This is a genomic window from Rhodococcus sp. OAS809 (assembly GCF_040546695.1).
GTDB lineage: Bacteria > Actinomycetota > Actinomycetes > Mycobacteriales > Mycobacteriaceae > Rhodococcus_F > Rhodococcus_F qingshengii.
The window spans coordinates 3,930,724-3,952,916 of the sequence record NZ_JBEPOI010000002.1 but is presented as its reverse complement, the minus strand read 5'-3'; the positions used below and the strand labels follow the sequence as shown (position 1 = coordinate 3,952,916).

General features: G+C 62.5%; 22 protein-coding genes. 10 read left to right on the top strand and 12 right to left on the bottom strand.

The window, feature by feature from the left end; translation table 11 throughout:
• Window positions 1-98 precede the first annotated feature (98 nt).
• The gene (locus ABIE52_RS21500) at window positions 99-977 is read left to right on the top strand and encodes a TetR-type transcription factor C-terminal domain-containing protein (protein ID WP_371735033.1); all 879 of its coding nucleotides are present in this window, start codon (window positions 99-101) and stop codon (window positions 975-977) included.
• Window positions 978-999: 22 nt separating this feature from the next.
• Window positions 1,000-2,751, top strand: a complete 1,752-nt coding sequence (locus ABIE52_RS21495; RefSeq protein WP_308112959.1) for an oleate hydratase — start codon at window positions 1,000-1,002, stop codon at window positions 2,749-2,751.
• Between the two features lie 7 nt (window positions 2,752-2,758).
• Here the strand turns inward: ABIE52_RS21495 and ABIE52_RS21490 are convergent, their stop codons facing one another.
• Window positions 2,759-3,136, bottom strand: a complete 378-nt coding sequence (locus ABIE52_RS21490) for a DUF5313 family protein (protein ID WP_003943558.1) — start codon at window positions 3,134-3,136, stop codon at window positions 2,759-2,761.
• A gap of 30 nt (window positions 3,137-3,166) precedes the next feature.
• Window positions 3,167-4,138: a GlxA family transcriptional regulator gene (locus tag ABIE52_RS21485; RefSeq protein ID WP_158170493.1), complete on the bottom strand. Its 972-nt coding sequence runs from the start codon at window positions 4,136-4,138 to the stop codon at window positions 3,167-3,169.
• Between the two features lie 71 nt (window positions 4,139-4,209).
• On the opposite strand from ABIE52_RS21485, the gene ABIE52_RS21480 reads away from it, so the two are divergent.
• The 3 genes from ABIE52_RS21480 to ABIE52_RS21470 all read left to right on the top strand — a co-directional run bounded on the left by ABIE52_RS21480 (window position 4,210) and on the right by ABIE52_RS21470 (window position 7,605).
• Window positions 4,210-5,526: an MFS transporter gene (locus tag ABIE52_RS21480; RefSeq protein ID WP_047272696.1), complete on the top strand. Its 1,317-nt coding sequence runs from the start codon at window positions 4,210-4,212 to the stop codon at window positions 5,524-5,526.
• 78 nt (window positions 5,527-5,604) lie between these two features.
• A complete protein-coding gene (locus ABIE52_RS21475) occupies window positions 5,605-7,158 on the top strand; it encodes a succinic semialdehyde dehydrogenase (RefSeq protein ID WP_003943578.1) in 1,554 nt (517 codons plus the stop codon).
• A gap of 3 nt (window positions 7,159-7,161) precedes the next feature.
• A complete protein-coding gene (locus ABIE52_RS21470; RefSeq protein ID WP_003943564.1) occupies window positions 7,162-7,605 on the top strand; it encodes an SRPBCC family protein in 444 nt (147 codons plus the stop codon).
• Window positions 7,606-7,666: 61 nt separating this feature from the next.
• Here the strand turns inward: ABIE52_RS21470 and ABIE52_RS21465 are convergent, their stop codons facing one another.
• Window positions 7,667-8,623: a proline dehydrogenase family protein gene (locus ABIE52_RS21465; RefSeq protein ID WP_192712825.1), complete on the bottom strand. Its 957-nt coding sequence runs from the start codon at window positions 8,621-8,623 to the stop codon at window positions 7,667-7,669.
• Between the two features lie 115 nt (window positions 8,624-8,738).
• Here ABIE52_RS21465 and ABIE52_RS21460 point away from each other — a divergent pair, with 115 nt between their 5' ends.
• A complete protein-coding gene (locus ABIE52_RS21460) occupies window positions 8,739-9,143 on the top strand; it encodes a hypothetical protein (RefSeq protein WP_231782786.1) in 405 nt (134 codons plus the stop codon).
• Between the two features lie 9 nt (window positions 9,144-9,152).
• Here ABIE52_RS21460 and ABIE52_RS21455 read toward each other — a convergent pair whose 3' ends face one another.
• The 4 genes from ABIE52_RS21455 to ABIE52_RS21440 form a co-directional block, all read right to left on the bottom strand.
• Window positions 9,153-9,968 (bottom strand): siderophore-interacting protein, encoded by an 816-nt coding sequence (locus ABIE52_RS21455; RefSeq protein ID WP_192712826.1) that lies wholly within the window; start codon window positions 9,966-9,968, stop codon window positions 9,153-9,155.
• A gap of 144 nt (window positions 9,969-10,112) precedes the next feature.
• Window positions 10,113-11,351: an HNH endonuclease signature motif containing protein gene (locus ABIE52_RS21450; RefSeq protein WP_192712827.1), complete on the bottom strand. Its 1,239-nt coding sequence runs from the start codon at window positions 11,349-11,351 to the stop codon at window positions 10,113-10,115.
• A 92-nt stretch (window positions 11,352-11,443) separates the two neighbouring features.
• The gene (locus ABIE52_RS21445; RefSeq protein ID WP_003943536.1) at window positions 11,444-12,061 is read right to left on the bottom strand and encodes a response regulator; all 618 of its coding nucleotides are present in this window, start codon (window positions 12,059-12,061) and stop codon (window positions 11,444-11,446) included.
• On the bottom strand, window positions 12,058-13,260 hold the full coding sequence (locus ABIE52_RS21440) for a sensor histidine kinase (protein ID WP_125050154.1): 1,203 nt from the start codon (window positions 13,258-13,260) through the stop codon (window positions 12,058-12,060). Before ABIE52_RS21440 ends, ABIE52_RS21445 begins: the two co-directional genes overlap by 4 nt.
• Before the next feature lie 114 nt (window positions 13,261-13,374).
• Here ABIE52_RS21440 and ABIE52_RS21435 point away from each other — a divergent pair, with 114 nt between their 5' ends.
• The 3 genes from ABIE52_RS21435 (at window position 13,375) to ABIE52_RS21425 (ending at window position 15,710) form a co-directional block, all read left to right on the top strand.
• Window positions 13,375-14,421 carry an ABC transporter permease gene (locus ABIE52_RS21435; RefSeq protein WP_192712828.1) on the top strand — a complete coding sequence of 349 codons (1,047 nt, stop codon included), beginning with the start codon at window positions 13,375-13,377 and terminating at the stop codon, window positions 14,419-14,421.
• A complete protein-coding gene (locus ABIE52_RS21430) occupies window positions 14,418-15,158 on the top strand; it encodes an ABC transporter ATP-binding protein (RefSeq protein ID WP_007735886.1) in 741 nt (246 codons plus the stop codon). The genes ABIE52_RS21435 and ABIE52_RS21430 overlap by 4 nt, the downstream gene beginning before the upstream one ends.
• A 111-nt stretch (window positions 15,159-15,269) precedes the next feature.
• Window positions 15,270-15,710, top strand: a complete 441-nt coding sequence (locus tag ABIE52_RS21425; RefSeq protein WP_003943598.1) for a PAS domain S-box protein — start codon at window positions 15,270-15,272, stop codon at window positions 15,708-15,710.
• Between the two features lie 6 nt (window positions 15,711-15,716).
• On the opposite strand, the gene ABIE52_RS21420 is transcribed toward ABIE52_RS21425, so the two are convergent.
• Complete coding sequence (locus tag ABIE52_RS21420) at window positions 15,717-16,343, bottom strand: TetR/AcrR family transcriptional regulator (RefSeq protein WP_003943606.1); 627 nt, start codon at window positions 16,341-16,343, stop codon at window positions 15,717-15,719.
• A 51-nt stretch (window positions 16,344-16,394) separates the two neighbouring features.
• On the opposite strand from ABIE52_RS21420, the gene ABIE52_RS21415 reads away from it, so the two are divergent.
• The gene (locus ABIE52_RS21415; RefSeq protein WP_037130941.1) at window positions 16,395-17,366 is read left to right on the top strand and encodes a saccharopine dehydrogenase family protein; all 972 of its coding nucleotides are present in this window, start codon (window positions 16,395-16,397) and stop codon (window positions 17,364-17,366) included.
• On the opposite strand, the gene ABIE52_RS21410 is transcribed toward ABIE52_RS21415, so the two are convergent.
• From ABIE52_RS21410 to ABIE52_RS21395, 4 genes are read right to left on the bottom strand one after another with little or no spacing between them, the layout of a single operon-like run.
• Window positions 17,313-18,605 carry a YcaO-like family protein gene (locus ABIE52_RS21410; RefSeq protein WP_192712829.1) on the bottom strand — a complete coding sequence of 431 codons (1,293 nt, stop codon included), beginning with the start codon at window positions 18,603-18,605 and terminating at the stop codon, window positions 17,313-17,315. The genes ABIE52_RS21415 and ABIE52_RS21410 overlap by 54 nt on opposite strands.
• The gene (locus ABIE52_RS21405) at window positions 18,602-19,942 is read right to left on the bottom strand and encodes a YcaO-like family protein (protein ID WP_192712830.1); all 1,341 of its coding nucleotides are present in this window, start codon (window positions 19,940-19,942) and stop codon (window positions 18,602-18,604) included. Before ABIE52_RS21405 ends, ABIE52_RS21410 begins: the two co-directional genes overlap by 4 nt.
• On the bottom strand, window positions 19,935-21,365 hold the full coding sequence (locus tag ABIE52_RS21400) for a CocE/NonD family hydrolase (protein WP_192712831.1): 1,431 nt from the start codon (window positions 21,363-21,365) through the stop codon (window positions 19,935-19,937). Before ABIE52_RS21400 ends, ABIE52_RS21405 begins: the two co-directional genes overlap by 8 nt.
• Complete coding sequence (locus tag ABIE52_RS21395) at window positions 21,362-22,174, bottom strand: hypothetical protein (protein ID WP_192712832.1); 813 nt, start codon at window positions 22,172-22,174, stop codon at window positions 21,362-21,364. The genes ABIE52_RS21400 and ABIE52_RS21395 overlap by 4 nt, the downstream gene beginning before the upstream one ends.
• Window positions 22,175-22,193: the final 19 nt, after the last annotated feature.

Sequence of the window (22,193 nt, the reverse complement as noted above, 5' to 3'; positions counted from 1 at the left end):
CACATCATGTTCAGGCCGATAATCAGTAGTCAACAGGTTCACCGATTGCCGTGGTCATCGCATTGTTGGAAATCCAATGTTCGGGAATACTGAACACTGTGACCGAATTCGAGAATGCCGTCCTGATCGGAGCGTCGATCCGGCAAGCCCGGCGTCACCGTGGGCTCTCGCTGCGCGAATTGGCCAGGCGTCTCGGCGTCAGCGCAGCTACCCTCAGCGCCGTCGAGACCGGAAAGACCAGAGTCAGCGTCGACAGGTTGGCGGCAATCGGCGGGATTCTCGGAGTGCGTTTCGACGCTCTGCTCCCGGCTGCGATAGTGCGTCCGCCAGAACAGCCACGATGGGGAGGCGACGACGCCGACCCGAACGCACATTTTCGCCCGAACGAGTGGCGAAGGTTCGGCCCGAGTTCGTTCGATCCGGTGTTGGCGGCCGCGCTCGCGGAGATGGTGAAGACCGGATATCACGGCGCTGCGATGCGTGAGATCGCCAAACGTGCGCAGATGAGTGTTCCGGGTCTGTATCACCACTATTCCAGCAAGCAACAGATGTTGGCCGAAATTCTCGACCTCACCATGGCTGAACTGAACACGAGATCGTTGGCGGCTATCGACGAGGGCGAAAGTCCCTCCGAAAGGCTGGCTTTCCTCGTCGAATGTGTGACCTTGTTCCATATCTATCGGCGTGATCAAGGATTCCTCGGCGCCAGCGAAATGCGCAGTCTCACAGCCGAGAACAGGTTGCGCATCACGGAATCACGCAACTACCAGCAATGGTTGATGACGAAGCAGGTCGACGACGGAATCGCTGCCGGTGTGTTCGGGACGGATCGGCCGCGACAGGCCGCGCGTGCAATCGTCGTGATGTGTGTCTCTGTCGCGCAATGGTATCGGCCGAGCGGACCACAAACGCCCGAGGAAATTGCACGCGACTACGCGCGTTTTGCACTGGATCTGGTGCGCCTTCAGCGACCGTGACGGACGTCATCCGGTTCGGGTGATGCGCCAGCGGGCAAAGGGGTCCATGCTTGGAAGGTATCCGTACCGCGACTCGAGTAAGGAACGAAACCCAATGTCTTCCAAGCTGTCTCACAAGGCCTACATGATCGGTGCCGGCATCGGAAACCTCTCGGCTGCCGTCTATTTGATTCGAGACGGTGAGTGGAGCGGTGAGGACATCACCATCATGGGGCTGGACATGCATGGAGCGAACGACGGCGAATCTGCCGCTACCTTCCAGCACCAGTACGGTCATCGCGAGCTGGGCAACGACGCGGGCTTCATCAATCGTGGCGGTCGCATGCTCAACGAGGAGACCTATGAGAACCTCTGGGACGTGCTGAGTGTGGTTCCGTCGCTGGACAACCCGGGAAAATCGGTGACGGATGACATTCTCGATTTCGACCACGCGCATCCAACGCACGACGTCGCACGATTGATCGATCGCGACGGCATTCGCAACAAGGGTGAAAACGACTACAAGCACATGCAATTCGACAACAAGGATCGGTACTTGTTGACGAAGCTGATGACGATGCCGGAGTCGGACGAGGCAAAACTCGACGACATCAGTATCGAGCAGTGGTTCGAGGACACTCCGCACTTCTTCACCACCAACTTCTGGTACATGTGGGAGACCACATTTGCTTTCAAGCGGGTGAGTTCGGCGATGGAGCTGCGCCGGTACATGAACCGAATGATTCTCGAGTTCAGTCGCATTCAAACTCTTGCCGGTGTCACCAGATCCCCGTACAACCAGTACGAGAGCATCATCTTGCCGATGCGGGCCTTCCTCGAAGGCAAGGGCGTGAAGTTCGTCAACGAACTGAAGATCACGGAGTTCGTGTTCAAGGACACCCCGCTACGAGACGAGATCATCGTGACGGGACTCGATTACGAAAACGTCCGCACCGGTGAGAAGGGCCGAATCGACGTGGCGGAGGGCGATTTCGTCTTCGACACCAACGGCAGCATCACCGACAGTTCTTCGATCGGCGATCTGGATACCCCGATCGTCGAAGACATGAGATACGCACCGAGTGCGCTGCTGTGGAAGCAGGCCACCGAGCATTTCTACGATCTCGGGAATCCCGACAAGTTCTTCGGGGACCGGGCGCAGAGTGAGTGGACCAGCTTCACCGTCACCACTTCGTCACACGAGCTCATCAACGAGATTTCCCGAATCACCAAGCAGCTCCCCGGAAATGCGCTCAACACATTCGTGGACTCGAACGTGCTTCTCTCGATCGTGGTCCACCATCAGCCGCACTACCACGCGCAGAAGGAGAACGAAGGAGTCTTCTGGGGTTACTGTCTGTTCCCGCGCAAGGACGGCGACTACGTGAAGAAGCCGTTCATCGAGATGACCGGGCGGGAAATGCTGGAAGAGACGCTCGGACACCTCGAGGCGCTCGACGAGAGCGGTGCGCTCGCCGCGCGTCGACAAGAGATTATGGACAGCGTCGTGAATTCGATTCCCAGCCATATGCCTTACGCCAGTGCGCTGTTCAATCGGCGCGCCGTCGGCGACCGGCCGCTGGTGGTGCCGAAGCACTCCAAGAACCTGGCGTTCATCAGTCAGTTCGCGGAGCTGCCGTTCGACATGGTGTTCACCGAGCAGTACTCGGTGCGCTGTGCTCAGGTAGCCGTCTACAAGTTCCTGGGGATTCCGGAAGACAAGCTCACCAAGATGCATCACTATGAGAAGGATCCGAAGGTCCTCGCCAAGGCCGCAGTGACGATGTTCCGCTGAGGGGTGCTCAGCGACCGTGCCGCTTCTCGTAGTCCTCGCGAGTGCGATCGGCACGGCGCTGGGCCTTCTCGTCGAGCAGTTCGGGATCGAGTCCGTGGCTCAGCAGGCGGTGACGGCGGTAGATGGTCCCGAGCGCCACGACGAAGTACGCGAGCGGGATGAGCAACAAGGCCATCATGGCCAAGGGAATCCAGATCGGTCCCGGGATCAAGAGGAACAGCAGAAGGATCAGCGTCGCCGGCACGGTGAAGCGGATGATGTAGCGGGCCTGGGCGCCCGGGCCGACGAGATCGTTCCGTACCCAGTCCTGATACCGGTCGGGGAGCGTCTTCCCCAGGAGGTATCCGCAGTACTGAGGAAAGTTCGGGCGAGTCTGTTCGGCCATGGCATCCAGGATAGTGCCTGGTACTGCCGCTTACACCGGTGCCTTGAACGTGCGTCGGTAGGCGCTCGGTGAAACGCCGAGGGCCTCGTTCATGTGTTGACGCATGGATGTCGCAGTCCCGAAGCCGGTTCGAGCAGCAATCGCATCGATCGACAGATCGGATTCCTCCAGTAGTTCCCGCGCCCGATCGACGCGTCTGCTGGTCAACCAGCGGTTCGGTGTGGTTCCGACTTCGTCGCGGAATCGACGGCTGAACGTGCGGACGCTCATGTTGGCGCGCGTCGCCAGGTCCGCCAGGGTGATCGGGTCGTCGAGATGTTCGAGGGCCCAGTGCCGAGCGTCGGCAGTCGATTCCGAAGGCTTGTCGGCCAGGGGGCGTCGGATGTACTGAGCTTGGCCACCGTCGCGCCACGGCGGTACGACGCAACGCCTCGCGACGGTGTTCGCCACTTCCATGCCGTGGTCACGCCTGACGATATGCAGGCAGAGGTCAACTCCCGACGCCACCCCGGCCGAGGTCAGGATGTGGCCTTCGTCGACGAACAGCACGTCCGGATCCACGTTCACCTTGGGATAGACACGCTGGAAATGGTCGGTGTTGCGCCAGTGCGTCGTGGCGCGGAGTCCGTCGAGCAAACCCGCCGCGGCGAGGATGTACGACCCGGTGCAGATCGAGACCAGCCGAGTGCCCGGCCGGATGTGTTGGAAAGCTGCGGCCAACTCGGGGGAGAGGTAGCCGTCTTCGTAGGCCGGACCCAACTCGTACGACGCGGGGATGACGACGGTGTCGGCGGTGGCGAGCAACTCGCTCCCATGGTCGACCGAAATGCTGAAGTCAGCGTCGGTCCGCACGGGATTGCCGTCGATTGTGCACGTCAGGATCTCGTACAGCGGCCGATCCTCGACGTCGAGGGCACGCCCGAAGATGCGCGCGGGGATCCCGAGTTCGAAGGGTATGACTCCGTTAAGAGCCAGTACGACGACGCGATGCGGACCAGACATGGCTCGATCCTTTCATATATTGGCAATCTGGCCACTGTTCTCGATCGAATCCGAACTGCAGAATTCTCTCTGTGACTTCTGAGACCGCTCTCCCCGAATCAGGCCAACAGCAGGTGAGCCCGCCGCGCTTTCACCGCGCGTGGTCCGTCGCGATCGTGGCATTTCTGGCGTTGGTCGGAGCGGCGAGCTTCCGCGCTGCCCCATCCGTGCTGATCGATCCACTGCACGAGGATTTCGGGTGGTCGCGCGCCAGCATCTCGGCGGCCGTCTCGGTCAACCTGATTCTGTACGGGTTGACCTCGCCGTTCGCTGCTGCCTTGATGGAGAGGTTCGGTATCCGGGCGGTCGTCACCTCGGCGTTGGCGCTCATCTCGCTCGGCAGTGGTCTCACCATCTTCATGACCTCGAGTTGGCAGCTCATTCTGCTGTGGGGTGTCTTCGTCGGTCTCGGTACCGGTTCGATGGCGCTGGCGTTTGTCGCCACCGTCGTCGATCGCTGGTTCGTCGAGAAGCGTGGTCTCGTGACCGGCATCCTGACGGCCGGTGGTGCTGCCGGTCAGCTGGTGTTCCTTCCGGTCCTGGCGAAGATCGCGGAAACGTACGACTGGAAGAGCGTCGCCTTCACAGTTTCGTTTGCTGCACTGGCCGTTGTGCCGTTCGTTCTGCTGTTCCTGCGTAACTATCCGTCAGACGTGGGTACGACGCCTTACGGAGCGCCCGCCGATTACGCCCCAGCAGCCAAGCCTGTCTACCAGCGCGGCGGTGCCGGAGGCCGGGCGATCTCGGTGCTGGTGATGGCGTCGAAGACCAAGGTGTTCTGGCTTCTCGCCGGTACCTTCGCGATCTGCGGCGCGAGCACCAACGGCCTGATCGGCACGCACTTCGTCCCGGCGTCGCACGACCACGGAATGCCGATCACGACTGCCGCGTCCCTGTTGGCGTTGATCGGAATCCTCGACATGGTCGGCACCATTGCTTCGGGTTGGTTCACCGACCGGATGGACTCGCGAAAACTTCTCGGCATCTATTACCTGTTCCGCGGAATCTCGCTGCTCTTCCTGCCGCTGCTGCTCGCCAACACCGTGAATCCGCCGATGATCGCGTTTGTCATCTTCTACGGGCTCGACTGGGTGGCGACGGTTCCGCCGACCGTCGCGCTGTGCCGTCAACACTTCGGCGCCGACGCCCCCATCGTGTTCGGTTGGGTGCTGGCATCGCACCAGATCGGTGCGGGTCTGGTGGCCTTCTTGGCCGGTCTCGTTCGTGATCAGATCGGCTCGTACGACGCTGCCTTCTTGGTGGCCGGCGCGCTCTGCGCGATCGCCGCAGTCATGTCGTTGTTGATCGCAAAACGTCCGAAAGAGGCAGTATTGGTTGACTCTGTCTGATTCGGCACTGTGATCGGTACCACCGACGGGGTAAGTTGTGTGTAACTCCAAGAACTACTCACCAGTAGGGGTACTGAAATGCCTGCTCCGTCCGCTGCGACCTTCTCGCGGCTCGCCGATCTGATCGCCATCGACAATGTTGCCGATCGCCCGACGAAGTCCATCACCGAGGTGTTCACCGGCAAGGAGCTGGCGACCATCCCCGTCGGCACCGCCGACGACGCACTTGCGGCCATCGCCCGTGCCCGCGTCGCCCAGAAGGAATGGGCCAAGCGCTCCGTCCTCGACCGCGCTGCCGTCTTCCACCGCTACCGCGATCTCATCCTCGAGAACCGCGACGCCCTCATGGACATGGCTCAGGCCGAGACCGGAAAGTCGCGTACCGCAGCTCAGGAAGAAGTCCTCGACATCTCGATGACGTCGCGTCACTACGCACGTGTGGCGCCGAAGCTGCTGCGCCCGCGTCGCGTCTCCGGCATGCTCCCGGGTCTGACGAAGACCGTCGTCCGCTACCAGCCCAAGGGTGTAGTCGGCGTCATCTCGCCGTGGAACTACCCGATGACGCTGGCCGTGTCCGACGCCATCGCCGCGCTGCTCGCCGGTAACGCCGTTGTCCTCAAGCCGGACAGCCAGACACCGTACTGCGCGCTCGCCTGCGTCGAACTGCTCTACAAGGCGGGTCTGCCTCGCGACCTCTTCGCCGTGGTTCCCGGGCCGGGCTCCGTCGTCGGCACCGCCCTGGTCGAGAACACCGATTACCTCATGTTCACCGGTTCCACCGCGACCGGTCAGCTCCTCGCCGAGCAGGCCGGCCGTCGACTGATCGGCTTCTCCGCCGAACTCGGTGGCAAGAACCCGATGATCGTTGCCGCCGGCGCAGACCTGCGCGAGGTCACCGACGCCGCTGTGCGTGCGTGCTTCTCCAACTCCGGTCAGCTGTGCATCTCCATCGAGCGCATCTACGTCGAAGAGTCCATCGCACCCGAGTTCATCCGCATGTTCGGTGACCGCGTCAAGAAGATGAACCTCGCCGCCGGATACGAATTCGGAATCGAGATGGGCAGCCTCGTCTCCGAGGCGCAGGTCAAGGCAATCTCCGCTCATGTCGACGACGCAGTGGTCAAGGGCGCCACCGTCATTGCCGGTGGCAAGGCTCGGCCGGACATCGGACCGCTGTTCTACGAGCCCACCCTGCTCACCGGGGTTCCCGAAGACGCCGAGTGCTACCGCGACGAGACCTTCGGGCCGCTCGTCTCGATCTACCCCGTCAAGGACGTCGAAGAGGCCATCGCTGCGGCCAACGACACCGAGTACGGCCTCAACGCCAGTGTGTGGGCGGGAAGCAAGGCTGCCGGCGAAGCCATCGCAGCGCGCATCCACGCCGGCACTGTCAACGTCGACGAGGGTTACGCACCCACCTGGGGCAGCACCGCAGCACCGATGGGCGGTATGGGTGTCTCGGGCGTCGGTCGTCGTCACGGCGCCGAGGGGCTGATCAAGTACACCGAACCGCAGACCGTTGCCACCACTCGCGTCATGAATCTCGGTGGACCGCGCGGACTTCCGGCCAAGGTGTGGGCAAAGCTCATGCCTCACGCCATCAAGATCATGTCCTGGGTTCCGGGCCGGTAACGGGTGGAAACCGCCAGCGCGTACATCGAGGCAACGCCGGTATCGGTGTGGAAGGTTGTCAGCGACATCGAAGGTATGGGTCGCTTCAGCCCTGAAAACACCGGTGGAACATGGACTTCCGGAACTCCGGGCACTGTGGGTGCAAAGTTCAAGGGCACCAACAAGCATGGTCTGATTCGGTGGAGCACGCACTGCACGGTGGTCGACGTGGTCGACTGCCGGAGGTTCTCCTTCGAATCGGACGAGCCGAAAGCGCGGTGGACCTTTGTGCTCGAGCCTTCGGGAACGGGCACCGTGCTTACCGAGACTCGTGAGATCTATGCGACGCCAGCGCTTTACGTGCGCATGATGTCGGGTAGCGGCCTACTCGGTCGGGGTCGAGATCAGCTGATGCAGACCGGAATGGAAACCACTCTGGCGCGCATCAAGGCGTTTCTGGAGAGCTAGAAACTTACACAAGTGGGGCTGCACTCGAATCGAGTGCGGCCCCACTTGTGTTGTTGGAGATCTAGTTTGCAGTGCTGATGAGCGCAGCGTCGATGAGCGCGGTGTAGACACGCTCTGGTTCTTCGGCGATGCGATTGAGTACGTACAGCCACCACTGTGTTCCGAAGATGACGTATTCGCGTGTGGTGAAGCCCTCTGCTCGGAGGGCGTCCAGCTGCTCGGTACCGAGGCCGAGCAGCATCTCGAACTCGACGTGCCCGGCTCTGAGCTTCGAATCATGCTCGGCGCGTAGTGCTTCGAGGATATCGCGGTCATGCGTCGCGATGGAGACCTGGTGACCCGATTCGACGATTCGGGCTGCGTAGTCGAGATACGCGCTGCGCAGTTCGGCACTACCGCGTGGGTAGGCGACGGACTCGGCTTCGAGGAAGGCGCCCTTCACGAGACGGATGCGGCCGGGTCGGTCCAGCAGAGCGGCGAGATCCTTTGCCGTGCGGTGCAGTCGGGCCTGAACGGTGATCCCCACGTGAGTGAACCGCTCGGCCAGTCGCGCGTGCATGTCGAGGACCAGGTCGGTGCGGTCGGACGCTTCGGCAGAGATGATCAGCTCGGCACCTGCGCGTTCCGTGGTCTCGGCCAGGCGCACGACATTACGAAAGCACTGCTCCGGATCGATGACCAAGCCGATGTGCGAGAGGTCGAACGACACGGTGCTGTCGACGCCCGACGTTCCGATCCGTTCCGCCAATTCCACGAACACATCGGTTTCGGCGTTCGCGAGTTCGGGATCCCGGACGCTTTCCCCGGTGTATTCGATGCTCGCCTTGTGTCCTCGCGCGAAGATCGGGGGGAGTCGGTCGAAAGCGTCGTCGATGGTTTCGCCGCCGATGTAGCGAGCGGCGACTTTCCGTGCGAGTGCTGCCGTCGCGGCGTCCGCCATGGTGCGTTCTTTCAGGTATTCGTCGAGTGCGAGGCGGCGTAGGACGTCCGCGGCCTGGGCTTGTAGATCCGTGTTCACGGCTTCAGCGTATCCGGACGAGGGTGCGGGAATTATTCTACGAACCCTTGCGTTCGATCTATTGTCGATATATCGTCGATACGTCAAACAAACACAGACAGTCCAGGAGGACAACATGTACGCCCCACACAACAACCCAGAAATGCAAGAACGTCGCGAGCATGGCCGCCGAGGCCCGCATCGTGGACACGGTTTCCGTCGAGGATTCGAGGGCGAGCGACCCGAGGGTCGCTTCGAAGACCGAGCAGAAGGACGCCCCGAAGGCCGGCGCGGTCGACTTGACCAGCGCGGACACGGTCGGCCGGGTTTCGGTGAAGCCGGCGCAGCGCTCCGTCCCGCGATGGGCCTACTCCGAGGTGCCGCTGTCGCGGTAGCCGCAGGTGGGACCGCTGAGCAGGTAGCCAAGGCCGAGGCAATTCTCGCCGAGGCACGCCGAGCACTGTTCGAGATGCTGGCGGAAAAGTCGGCTGACGCGCAGCAGGCTCACACAGAATCTACCGACACGCTGCCGGCAGAGTGATCACGGCGCTCAGGCGCCGACGGTGACTTCCTCGCTGTTCATGCCGGAAACGTGGCCGTCGGCGCCCTCTCGCCAGTACCCGACAACATTGTGCTTGTCGCGAGCTATTCCTCGAACTTCCCTCAGATGCTTACGAATACGACGGCTGGTTGCGCTTTCGCACGCCACCCACGCGTAGACGTCGGCCGATTCGGATTCGGGAAACTCGACCTTCTCCACAGCCTCGAACAGTGCGCTCGGCGCCTTTCCGAGGCCACTCCCCACGAGCCACGTGTACGTGACGTCGCCGCGAGTGACAAATTCCTGTCGATCCTCTTCGGTTTCGACCTCGATGATCGCCTGTGCGACACCGCCTTCACGAAGTTCTTCGACAATCCTGCCCAGTCCGGGGAGACCCGTGGCGTCTGCGACCAGCAGCTGCCAGCGAGGACCTGCCGGTGCTTGGTAGTGGGACCGCGAACTGTCCGACCAGAAGACGCCTAGTAGGTGACCTGGTTCGGCCCGCAGGGCCCAATCCGCTGCAATACCGCCAGGGTGCACGACGAAGTCGATGTCCAGACGTCGGCCGCCGTCGTGCACCTTGCGCACGGTGTAGTGCCGCCACGGTGGCTCGGTTCCGAGATCGGCCTTGCCGTAGTCGGGATTGTTGAAGTAGTCGTATTCTGCTTCTGTTTCACCGGGTTTCGGGAACGCGAGGTCGATGCGCTCGTCGCCCTGCCCGCCGGTCGGCCAGTGCCAGTCGCCTTCTGCCTCGATGCTGATTCGCCGCATGTGCGGGGTCAGGGACGTGACGGTGACAACGCGGGCGGGTTCGCAGAAAGACATGCCTCGACCCTATGGGTCCGGCGTGTCGAAGTGGAGACAGATGCTGTCGCAAGACGGACATCGAGCGCAGCCGAAAAGGCCAGCGTATGCCCCGGGGCATGATTCTTCCCCGGTGCACACGCTGGCCTTTTCAGTTATGTCGGTTCACGCCGCTGTCGGTGGGCTGTTCCCGCCGATCGGCTGTTGATACGGATCGATCGACATCGGTGGGTAGAACACTGTTTTTCGGTCGGGGCCGATCTCCACCCGCCACTCCGTGTGGTGCAGCGTCTGGTGGTGATGACCGCACAACAAGATCAGATTGTCGAGATCTGTTGGGCCGCCATCGTTCCAGTGAACAATATGGTGGGCATCGCACCACCCGGATGGTGTTCCGCACCCCGGAAACGCGCAACCACCATCGCGAACCGCCAACGCCCGCCGCTGCGGAACTGTCGCCGTTCTCGCTTCCTTGCCGCAGTCGAGCGGAACACCATTCTCGTCCAACAAAATCCGCGTCACGGTGCAGTCGCAGGCGAGCATCCGGGCGGTGTCGATGCTGATCGGGCCCACCCAATCCGCCCACGCGAACCCCAACTCCTCGGTCGACGGCAGCAAGTCCTTCAACGCTTGCAGGTCCGTCATGTCTTTTGCGCTGGCGGTGACCGTGATGTGCGGTTTCACCCCGCCTTCGATCGGACCCAACCCCGCCCGCTCGTACCGCCGCAGTAGTTCGCAGAACCCGTCCGCCCGCCGCAATGCCGGAGTGCGGGTGTCTTTGACGCCGTCTTTCTCCGGCGTCGGCGCAGACAGGCTCGACAGCAACGTGATCAGACGGGCCCCGTTCACCGCATCCAGGTCGCCCTTCACGGTCACCCGCCCGTACAAGCCTTTGGAGGCATAGAACTCGTTACGTTCGGAATCCTCGCCGACCGGAACGCCGTCCTCGCGCTTGCCGTACTGCTTCTCGATTCGGCGGATCGCTGCCCGCACCGCATCACAATCGGCGATGTTCTTCGACGCCAAACCCAACAGAATCCCGCGGGCCTTGTCCACATCCGCCAGGGTCATGTTCTTCGGCGGATGCTGACAAAACGACGCCACCTGACGGGCTTTCAACGCATCCACGTCACCACGATGAAACGCATCCGCGACAACAGGTTCGAGCATCAACAACCGCGCCAACCCGACCAGCAGACTGCACTCACCGATCTCCAAATTCGTCGAACCATGCAACCACTGCGCGATCGCCCGAAAACCCTTCCCACCGAGAACCTCACGGGAAAACATCTCCACGATCAGCAACACCATCCGCGACTGCAACTCGTGCCGGACACGCACCAGATCGAGAACCTCACCCTTGAGGCCCTCACCATCCAGCTGCCACGCATCCCGACTGTCCATACTCAAAGTCTAATCGAACAAAGTTTCGAACACAAGAGAATTGTGAGCGAAAATTGCTGCTGTCCAGCTACTTTCGACAATTCGGGCAAATGTCAGATCGAACCCAGCTCCCGCGCACGAGCTACCGCCGACGTCCGCGACTTCACTCCCAACTTCCCGAAGATGTGAACCAGGTGCGACTTGACCGTGGTCTCACTCAGGAACAGTTCTTTGCCGATCTCTCGGTTGGAGCGACCCGCCGCCACCAACTTCAGAACTTCGATTTCCCTTGGGCTGAGGCTGGTTTCGGGTTTGCGTACCCGAGTCATGAGCTTCGACGCGATGGCGGGGGAGAGAACGCTGTCCCCGCTCGCAGCGGCACGGACGGCTGACAGCAACTCGACCGGTGGTGTGTCCTTGAGTAAGTACCCGCTGGCCCCGGCCTCGACAGCGCTCAAGATGTCTGCATCCGTGTCGTAGTTGGTCACGACGAGTACGTGCGGCGGATTCGGCAGCGCGCACACCGCGCGGGTGGCGTCGACGCCCGTCTTCCCGGGGCCGAATCGCAGGTCCATGAGCACGAGGTCGACCGGCGTGGTGGCGCAGAAGGCTATGGCTTCCTCGGCGGTGCCCGCTTCGCCGACTACCTCGATGTCGGCTTCGCTTTCGAGCAGCGCTCGTAACCCGGCGCGCACGATCGCGTGATCGTCGGCGAGCAGCAGGCGGATCACGGTTCGCCGACTTCGAGAGGAAACGTCACTGCGACGGCCGTGTGTCCCGGCTCGGACTCGATGGAGAAAGTCCCGCCCTGCAGTTCGACGCGTCGGCGAATTGCATTGAGGCCAAAAGATTCCGCCGGGCCACGTTCGAGAACTGCCACGTCGAAACCGCGACCGTTGTCGACCACGTCGAGGCTGACGGTGTCATCGGAATAGGTCAGTGTCACAGCCATTCTGGTTGCATCGGCATGGCGGAGAACATTGGACACCGCGCCCTGAGCGATGCGTACCAATGTTGCTTCGAGGGGCATCGGCAGCCGCACTGCCTCGCCTTCGACCACGGAGCGCGCTTCCAGTTCAGGACTGCTCGCGCGTTCGCAGATTCGACGAAGCGCGTCGGCGAGCGACTGACCGTCCAAGGCCGCGGGCGTCAATTCGGCTATGAGTTGGCGGGTTTCGGCAAGACTGTCCGCGGCAGTTTCCCGTGCGAGGCTGATCTGACGGATGGCCGGGCTGTCCGGATCGGCGCGTTCGGCAGCGTGAAGGAGCATCTGGATGCTCGAAAGTCCCTGGGCCACGGTGTCGTGAATCTCGGCGGCGAGTCTTTCACGTTCCGCGAATTTTCCGGCATCGCGAGACGTCGACGCCAATTCTTCACGAGTATTCATCAACTCGTCGATGAGACGACCGCGCTCGGCTGCCTCGCGGTACAGAGCTTGATATCCGAGACCGATAGCAACGGCTACGGCGGCGCCGATGATCGGGCCGACGGCGCCGGCCACCGTCCACCCGCGATGCAATCCGGTGCCGATCACGGCGACAGCCGTTGCCGCGGTGACGGCGAGAAGACTCCAGGGGCGTCGCAGAATATGGAGATAGAGGAAGAAGAGTCCGAACGCGAGGTAGGCGGCGTCGGCGGATACCGCCATCGTCGCGATCCAGACGAGGGTCAGCACGGCCAGCCACCAGCGGGCAGCGTTGCCGCGCAGCCTTTTGGCGACCCCGAAAAGATAGACGGCAACGAAGATCACGGCCAACGCGATGATTGTTGCGGTCAGGTCGGATTCGTCGATCAGCGCTCGAAGAAACACCACACCGGCCAGCGCCATGACAAGGACATGCAGGCCCAGTTGTAGGCCGGCGAAGACAGGCGTGAGCGGCGATCGGTGCATCTCGCCCAGCTTAGCGAGGTTCGGGCCTGGTTCATCCATCAAAAGTTGTAAACCGGGATGGTTCTTTCGAGCGCTGGAATGTCGATCCGAGGTGCGATGGAAAGAGTCTGCATCCGCGAGAGCGTAGAGGCAAGCACAGGAAAGGAATTCACAGTGTTTGTCGCAATGAGGGACTTACGGGCAGCGCGAGGTCGTTTCGCGCTGATCTCCGTCGTGGTTCTGTTGGTTGCACTTCTGGTCAGTTTTCTCAGCGGGTTGACTGCAGGACTTCGCCATCAGAACGTGTCGGCCATCGAGGCCATGAATGCCGACACGGTGGTGTTCGCCGACACCGGAGCCGGGGCGTCGTTCGACGAGTCGGCGCTCACGCAGGACCAGGTCAACGCTTGGACCTCCACGTCGAAGGACGTCGATCCCATCGGAATCGGTCACGGGAAAGCGGGATTGGCCGACGGAAATCAGAAGTCGGTGGCCCTGTTCGGCGCTGATGGCGGTTTCGGTGACGTGACGCCGTCGGCGTCAGGCACGGTGGTGTTGAGCGAAGGTGCCGCCCGCGAACTGGGGGCGGGCGCCGGCGATCAGGTGAGCGTCGGTACGAAGCAGTTCACCGTCAGCGCCGTTCGCGGTGACGACTGGTACAGCCATTCGCCCGTCGTCTGGATGACGCTCGACGACTGGCAGGCGGCCAATCCACGCGGCGGAGTTGCGACAGTACTGGCTGTCACCGGAGCCTCTGACGCTTCCGCAACGGACAAGGCGGCTGCGACGACGTCGACGACGGTCAGCGGTTCGCTCGACGCGATCGGTTCGTACAAGTCGGAGAACGGGTCGTTGACGTTGATGACGCTCATGTTGTTCGCGATCTCAGCCCTGGTGATCGGTGCGTTCTTCACGGTGTGGACGATCCAGCGAACTCCGGACATCGCGACGCTGAAAGCGCTCGGTGCGACTACCGGTTCGCTGGTGCGCGACGCACTGGGTCAGGCGCTCATCGTTCTGATTGCCGGTGTCACCGTCGGAATCGGGCTGACGGCCGTGGCCGGATCGCTGATCGGTGACGCCATGCCGTTTGTCCTGGACGCATCCACCACCGTCGTACCTGCCGTGGCATTGATCGGGCTCGGTCTGCTCGGCGCGGCCTTTGCACTTCGATTCCTCTCGACCACCGATCCACTCACAGCATTGGGGAGCGCACGATGACCATGACAACCGGCACCACAGTTCTCGACATCCAGAACGTCGATCTGACGTTTCCCGATGGGCAATCGCGGGTGACGGCGCTGGACGACGTGTCTCTGCGACTGCACCGCGGCGAGATCGCCGCGATCACCGGGCCCTCGGGTTCGGGCAAGTCCAGCCTGTTGGCGGTGGCGTCGACGCTGATCCGTCCGGATTCCGGGCACGTCTATCTCCGGACGCCGGAAGGCAGCACCGACATCGCTGCGCTGAGTCGGCGGGCGGCGTCGGAGCTGCGACGCTCGTCGATCGGCATCGTCTTCCAACAGTCGAACCTCGTGTCTTCGCTGACTGCACTGGAGCAGCTCGAGGTGATGGCGCATCTGGGGCAGTCCGTGTTCACGTCACGGACCCGTCGCAAGGCCGTGAAATCAAAAGCGATGGATTTGCTGGACGCTGTCGGGCTCGCGGATCAGAGCGGAAAACGGCCGTCCCAGCTGTCGGGCGGGCAGCGACAGCGCGTCAATCTCGCGCGAGCATTGATGAACGATCCGCAGCTTCTCGTGGTCGACGAGCCCACGAGTGCGCTCGATCAGGAGCGCGGTGCCGCTGTCATGGATCTGATCATCGGGGTGGTGCGGGAACGCGAGGCGGCAACCCTTCTCGTGACACACGACCGAAGTCACCTGTCTCGGATGGATACTGTCTATCGTGTTGTTGACGGTTCCTTGGCGGAGGATCAGGAGGCGCTCGCGGCGTGACTCAGGCGGGCACGATTCGGGCATTCGTCACTGCATCCGGGCGGGAAGTCAACCCGCGATTTGCTGGGCAGTTAGACTGTTGTCGACTCGGGCAACTTGAGAGGACGTGTTATGGAACGCCGCCGCAACGTTGCGCAGCCGCCACAATCGCCGATTGCGGATCTGGAGCAGATGCCTGCCCTGATTCTCCTCGACAGGCTTCCGGTGCCGGTCATGGCCGTTCACCGCGACGGCAGCATCGTTTTTGCCAATCCGTCCTTCGCTGACATGCTGGGATATCCCAAGAAGGCCGTCTCGGCGTTGCGTTTGCAGGACATCCTCTACGACAAGGATGCCGACGACGTCAGTGCAGAGCAGGCCCATCGTGAACTGAGTTCCGAGCCGGGCTCGGTCAAGGAGTTCGTGCACTCCGACTCCACGTTGGTGCGCGCGACGGTCAGCCAGTCTCTGCTCCGACGGGACGACGACACGATCACCCTTGCCGTCCTCCACGATCTGACGGAGCGCCTGTGGAACAACCCACGGCACATCGACGACAAGCCCACCAAGTAATCCCAGCTACTTCCGGGATTTGACGGTTCGGTCCAGGCCGAGGGTGGCGGCAAGGGTGTTGACCACCCATTCTTCGTACTGTTGGCCGGTCCAACCCGCGCCGACCACGAGGTCTGTGTAGGTCTCGGGACTGAGCAGCGTGAGTGCGACGTTCACAGCTGTTTCGAGGTCGACGGTTGGCGCTTTTTCGACGATGCCGACCATCAGATGTTCCTGCACCGTGCGTCTCTGAGTGCGGTTGATTTGCCACAGACGGGCGGCGTCCTCGTCGGCGGAAGCGGCGGCCCGCAGTGCCAGCAGGATGTCTGCGGTGCGTTCCAGAATGAGCCGTCCGTGGTGAACCTGAATCCGGAGTTGTCCGAGTGGATGTGGGGCGCCGAGTGCTGCCGCCACCCACGGACGGTCGAGAGTTGCCGTCTTTTCCTCGTCGCCCGCAACGGCCACGTCGAGCAGTGCTGACAGCACGCTCGGCTTGTTGCCGAACACGAAATAGACACTCTGCACCGACACGCCCGCCGCCGCGGCAAGCTGCTTGATCGTGGCGGCCGCGTAGCCGGGATCGACAAAAACCTCACGCGCTGCCTCGATGATCTTGCGCCGCGCCGACGTGTCTTCCCGAAGAACCTCAGTCATGATTAGAGTCTAACTCTAGAGTCGAACTCTAGCGACTCGGGAGGCGAAGTAATGACGAAGGTTCTTGTACTCGGTGGCTACGGTGCCGTCGGGATTCCCCTGATGAAACAACTCGCGAAGGTCCCCGAAATCTCCGCGTACTCCGCCGGCCGTGACCCTGCCCGCGCGGACGTCGTCGTTGATCTTAAAGAACCAGGCGCGTATTCGACTGTGGTTCGAGACTTCGATGTCGTGGTGAATGCGTCGGGTTTCGAGGATGTTCGCCTGGCCGACGAAGCGGTACGCGGTGGGGCGGCATTCGTCGACATCACGGCGACCTCGAGCTACTGCGAAGAATTGGAAGCGGTCGACGGACCCGTTCTCATGGGCGTCGGGTTGGCGCCGGGATTGACCAGTGTCCTTGCAACCGAGGCGCATCGACTCGGCGACGGACCCGTGGACATCCTGATCGGCCTCGGCGGTGGAGAACTACACGGGCCGGCCGCAACGGCGTGGACGTACGGGATGTTGGGCACGAGGTTTCCTGATCCCGACGGACGATCGGTCCGCAACTACACCGGGATGAAGACGTTTCGAATACCGGCCGATGCGACCGGCTACCGCACCGGTCCTGCTGTGCGGGCCGACTTTTCGGACCAGCATGCGTTGACGCGAGACCTCGGTGTTCCGGTCAGGACGTACCTGCGATTGGACACGTCCACCGCGACGCTCGGACTTGCGGCCATGACGTGGGCACCCGCTCTACAGAAGGTCGTGCCGAAGAAGCTGTGGGGCTCGGATCGTTGGGTAGCGATGGCCCGAGCGGATACCGGCCCGGCGCTGTGGGTTTCGGGGCGTAGCCAGTCGGTCGCGACGGCAGCTATCGCCGCGCGCGCCGTGCAGGTGATTCGGGATGCCGCGATCTCGAAGCCGACGTGGTTCCACGCGGTGGAAACCACCGAGTCGTTGCAAGCGGCGGTTCCCGAACTGTCAGTGCGGCAATGGGATGGTGCGAGCCGATCGTCCGGCAAGACTGTCCACTAGTCGGGGCGAGCCGAGAAACGGCAATCCGGCGGCCGCATTGGTGAGACAACCGGGTACGACGACGCGGACGACGTGCAGGCCGGCGTGGAGAACATCAGTTGTGGTGAGATCGACCCATGCCGGCCGGAAACCGGCTGCCGTCAGAGCGCTTTCGGTGCCGGCGGCTGATGTCAGAGAGTCGAGTCCCACCTCGCCGACGACGGCACCGACCAGCTCACTCTCGAATCGTGCTTGGATCTCCGGGTCCAGGTGAAGTTGCAAGTGGCATCCGTAGTCCATCACGTCGGCAAAATCCGATCGGTAGGCGCCTGCATAGCTTCGGTCAGCTCGCCAAGGCGCAAGCGGACTGGTCGGGGAGGCCGCGGCTCGACCGATGCCGCTCTGCGGGTTGTCGTAGTCGGCGGAAAGCAGCTGCAGCTGAAGCGCTTCGCCGAGTGACTTGAACGCAGCCGTCTGGGCTTCTTCGTGGCAGGCGGTACCGATGGTCGAGTATCCGGTGAGTCCGTCGTGGACGAGGGCGCCGAGCACCGGGATCCCGAAATCGCTGTCGAATGACAACCACCTGGTCGAGAGGGTGCCGTGATTCCCCAGTCGCCGAAGCACCTCGGGAATGCCGGTGACGATCCGAACGCCGCGTCTTCCGTTCCAGGACAACGTCATCGCGTCGCGCTCGACTATCTCGCGCAGTGCATTCCGTATCGCGAATTCCGTCGTGGGACCGGCGGCGAGACCCGCCTGAGCCACCGGAGAGATCGCCGGACCCGTCCGGGCGACGAAATGAGGATACGAACCCCAGACGAGTTCGGCCGGTACCCAGATATCCGAACCCGTGATCAGGTCGGCTCCGCGAGTCCAGTCCATCTCCAGATCGTCGGTTGGTTCGACGAACGGGAACTGTGGCCGCGCGTACTGGGCAGCGTCGAAACGCGCGAGTTGTGACAGCTCGATGCTTGCTCCGATCAACGCTTCGGCGGACCCGCGGACGATCGGTTTGGCGACGATGTTGCCGCAATACCGTTCCACCGCTTCGCCTATCGCAGCTGCGGTAGGCCGCGCACGGTCACCCAGATCGAAGCAATATCCGGCGCCCGCCGAGTCGCTGGACCAGGGTGTAAAGCGTGCTGAATCACTGACATACGAGTGAATCAGCTTGAACTCGGGCGGAAAGTGCTGGGGAACAACGGCGTCGACCAGCTCTCGAATGATCCCAGTTCGGCGGTCGACGAGCGAAGATGTCATGCGAGGGGGACCGGCAGATGCAGATGGGTGGTCGATGCGCTGGTCAATCTGCTACCTCCAAGAAGGGGAAAGGCTGCCGGGGCATTGTTGTACAGGCCCGGAGTCAGGACGCGGACGACGTGCAACCCGGCAATCGAGATGTCGCCGGTGGTGAGATCGACGGAAATCGGCTGGTGCCCCCGTGAGGTCAGAAGCGCTACGAGAGAAGCCAGATCCACCGGCGCTTCGACGGGAATCTCTGATACCGAGAGTGTTTCGGTGTAGTCGAAGAGATGTTCCTCCGCGGCCAGGGCCATCGTGGGATCAAGATAAAGTTGGGCAACGGTCGGCAGATCGACGACGTCTTTCCATTGCGGATCGAACTCGTCCCGGTAACGACGGTCGGCCCGAAAGGGTTTGTACAGGTGCGCCGGCAGCGTTCCGTCCGCCACGCTGCGCCAGGTCGGCCCGTCGGGGTCGGCGAGGTCGATCGTGATGGCAAGTACCGCGTACGCCTCGACCAGTGCCTTCGAGACTGCCGCCTCCACCGTCGGTCGACAAGCTGTGCCCAGCGCGACCAGTCCACGTCGGTCATCGCGGATCCACGCTGCGGCGACGGGAATGCCGAAGGGGGAGGGAAGCAGCAGCACTCGAACGCTCCGGGTCTGGCTCTCCAGATCCCCGAGTTGGCGGTGCGCAGGCAACCGCTCCCAGTCGGAAAGCTCGATCGCCGGCTGTGACCGGTCCCCGCACCACCACAGCGCGGTGGCATCGCGTTCGAGAAGTTCCAGCAGAGCTGACATCTCGGCCTCGTCGCGTGAGCGTCCCGCTGCGATTCCGGCGTACTGCAACGACGCGATCGGTGGCTCGCAGCGACGGGTGCCTGTGTAGTACCCGAGATAAGTCAGGGCCGCAGGCACGTAGGTGGGCACTTTCTCGTCCATGGTGTGACCCAATGCCCAGCGAATGTTCAGATCAGAGGTGAAGGGAACAAAGGGGAATCCGGGAAGGCGGTACTGATCCTCGCTGTACAACGCAAATTTCGCCGGATCGACGACCCGTGAGCCGGCCAGTTCCAGCGCTGATGCACTGCTGCGGACCAGATCTTCGGGGACCACGTTGCCGCAATATCTTTCGACGGCCTCACCGGTTGCCGCCCCGCGGGCCGCTGCATCGTTGCGTATCGAAGCCCCGAATCCGTAAGGGTCCGCGCGAAACAGTGAACCGCTGCCGCCGAAGTTTCTGGTGTCGGCCACCCTCGCGGCCCAACCGACCCAGCCCGTCGGCATGTCCGAGCGAATGTGTGGTTCCAGTGAGGTCAGCACGCCGCTCCGGGCGTCGACCAGCAAGTCATCCACCGTCAGTTCCTCCGAGTATCGGCAGGGTCAACGACCCGGAAAATGATTGGTGCAGTGCGGTACTGCGTGTTCCTCGATAGCGATCACCGTCTCCGAGATTGCGTGCGAGGCGGGGGAAGTCCGATCCGGCGATCCGCAGCGACAAGACATCACCCGCGCGCACAGTGTGCAACACGGGATCCAGATCGATGGTCACCATCGTCGGCTGCAGGCTGACACCCGCGCCACGTGCGATCGATCTGGTAACTCCAGCGGGATCTACGACGCTCAGTTCGGCGATCCAATCGGCTTCGCCCTCGGGTGAATGCACTTTCAGCTCCACCGATGGTGTTCCGGAGAGTACGGAGTCGTGCTTGATATCGAAAGTCAAGACAACACAGTTGTTTCGGTCCCGTGAGGCGTCATACAGGAAGCTGTAGGCCGCATCCTTCCGATCTGGTTCGAGATGAACGCGATTCGCACCCGTGACAAACGGTTCGGTCGACCATTCGCCGACACCCCGGTCGAATACCCGATTGATGGTCAGGGGCCGCGCAGCGAATACCGATTCCATCCACTCGACCTGAAGGCGGCCGAAACTTGTCTCGCCGACCCTTCCAGGGCGGAGGTCGTGCGCCCAGGGGCCCACGATCAAACTCTGCGGCCCGCGCCCCACGGACGTGAAGTGCCGCAGTGTCTCCCGAATCATCGCATCGTCCCAACCGCCGATGTGCAGCCCGGCGATGTCGAGTTCGGAGAGTTCGTCCGCGGACACCAGATCATCGCCACCGAAGTCTTCGCGTTTACGAGCGCGAAGGATCGGCGTCAACCAGCCCGGTGAATCGGAGGTCAGACCAACCTCCTCGATCATCGACTGCACCGGGAGATGTTCCAGCAAAGACGAATCCGAGCGCATCAGGGCAGGGATGAAACCCTCACGAGGGGAAGACGAATCTCCGTGCTCGCCCCACCACGCCAGATGCTCGGCGAGGAGAAGTATCCCCGAGGGATCACGTTTGACGCGGTCGCTTCCGATGGTCGGCACCTTGGAGACGACGCCGTCTACACGAAATGACCGATCGGCGCTGTTGGTCTCGGCAGCAAATGCCCAGGCGGTTCCGGCCGCATACGAAGCCCCGCTTGCGATGACGCACTCCGGTGTCCACGGCTGATCCTGCAGCCACTCGGCAAGGGCGGCGCTGTCCTCGCGCTCGTGGACGTACGGTACCCAAGATCCGGTGGAATCGTGCCGTCCACGTACGTCCTGACAGATGAAGGCAATTCCTCGTGATCGCCATTCGAGCCCCTCCGCCAGATGCCATCCACGCCCGTACGGGGTGCGGATCACGATCAGTCCCCGCGGTGAAGAATTCGGTGGGAGAAGCACATCCGTAGCCAACGAAGAACCGTCTGCTGCCGGGATCTTCACGCCGAGTGAGATCACCGGAGCGTCGGCGCGGGTTCGAGAACGCCGCCGGGCAGTGGTAGCACGGGATGGCGAGTCATCATGAGGGTTCGCGGATTCATCCGGATCTGGTGGTGAAGGTGTGATGGCGGTGCGCCATGCACACCAGCCACGACGTCCGAACATGCAAGCGCACTGGCCATTGCGGCTGCGGTGGGTGAAAGTTCGAGCGGGCGAGGTTCGCTGCCGGCGAGGTGATTCCACAGTGCCTGCAGATGATCCGGGACGCGCGACGCAGCAAGCCGTCGACCGCAGACGTCCCGGTAGCTTGCGCTGTCGATGCCGTCGAAGAAGGGACCGATGCAGATCTCACCCAGCTCCGTGTGGACGCGTTGCCACGGAGTTCGGCTGTGGCGGCACCAGGTATCGAGTTCCGACCACGCGTCGTGAGGAGGAGCGTCGGCAACCGACAGTACGAGGTCCGACGACGCAACATCGTCTTCGATTGGCGCAGTGTTGGATACGACCTCGAGATGCGGAAGAGCCTTGGAGAGCAGGGCGATGCAAGCATCGGCAACGGGCCCGATCCCGTCCATCAGCACACGCTGTGGGCGCGGAATCTCTGGCACTTGACCTGGAACAGCCAGCACGCCGCGAGAGACGAGGGCGTCGGCGATCTCGATAGCTCCCGGGCCGAGCACCGAACCAGAGCGCCTGAGAAAGTTGTCGAGTTCCGCGAGGTCTTCGGCCGGCGCGCCGATCGTGACCGCGTTCTCGTCCGGTGTCAGGTAATGCCAAGTGCCGTCCGGGGTCGGATACAGCTGGTGTCCGTCGGCGAGGGCGTACACGGATCTCCTTGTCGGTGCC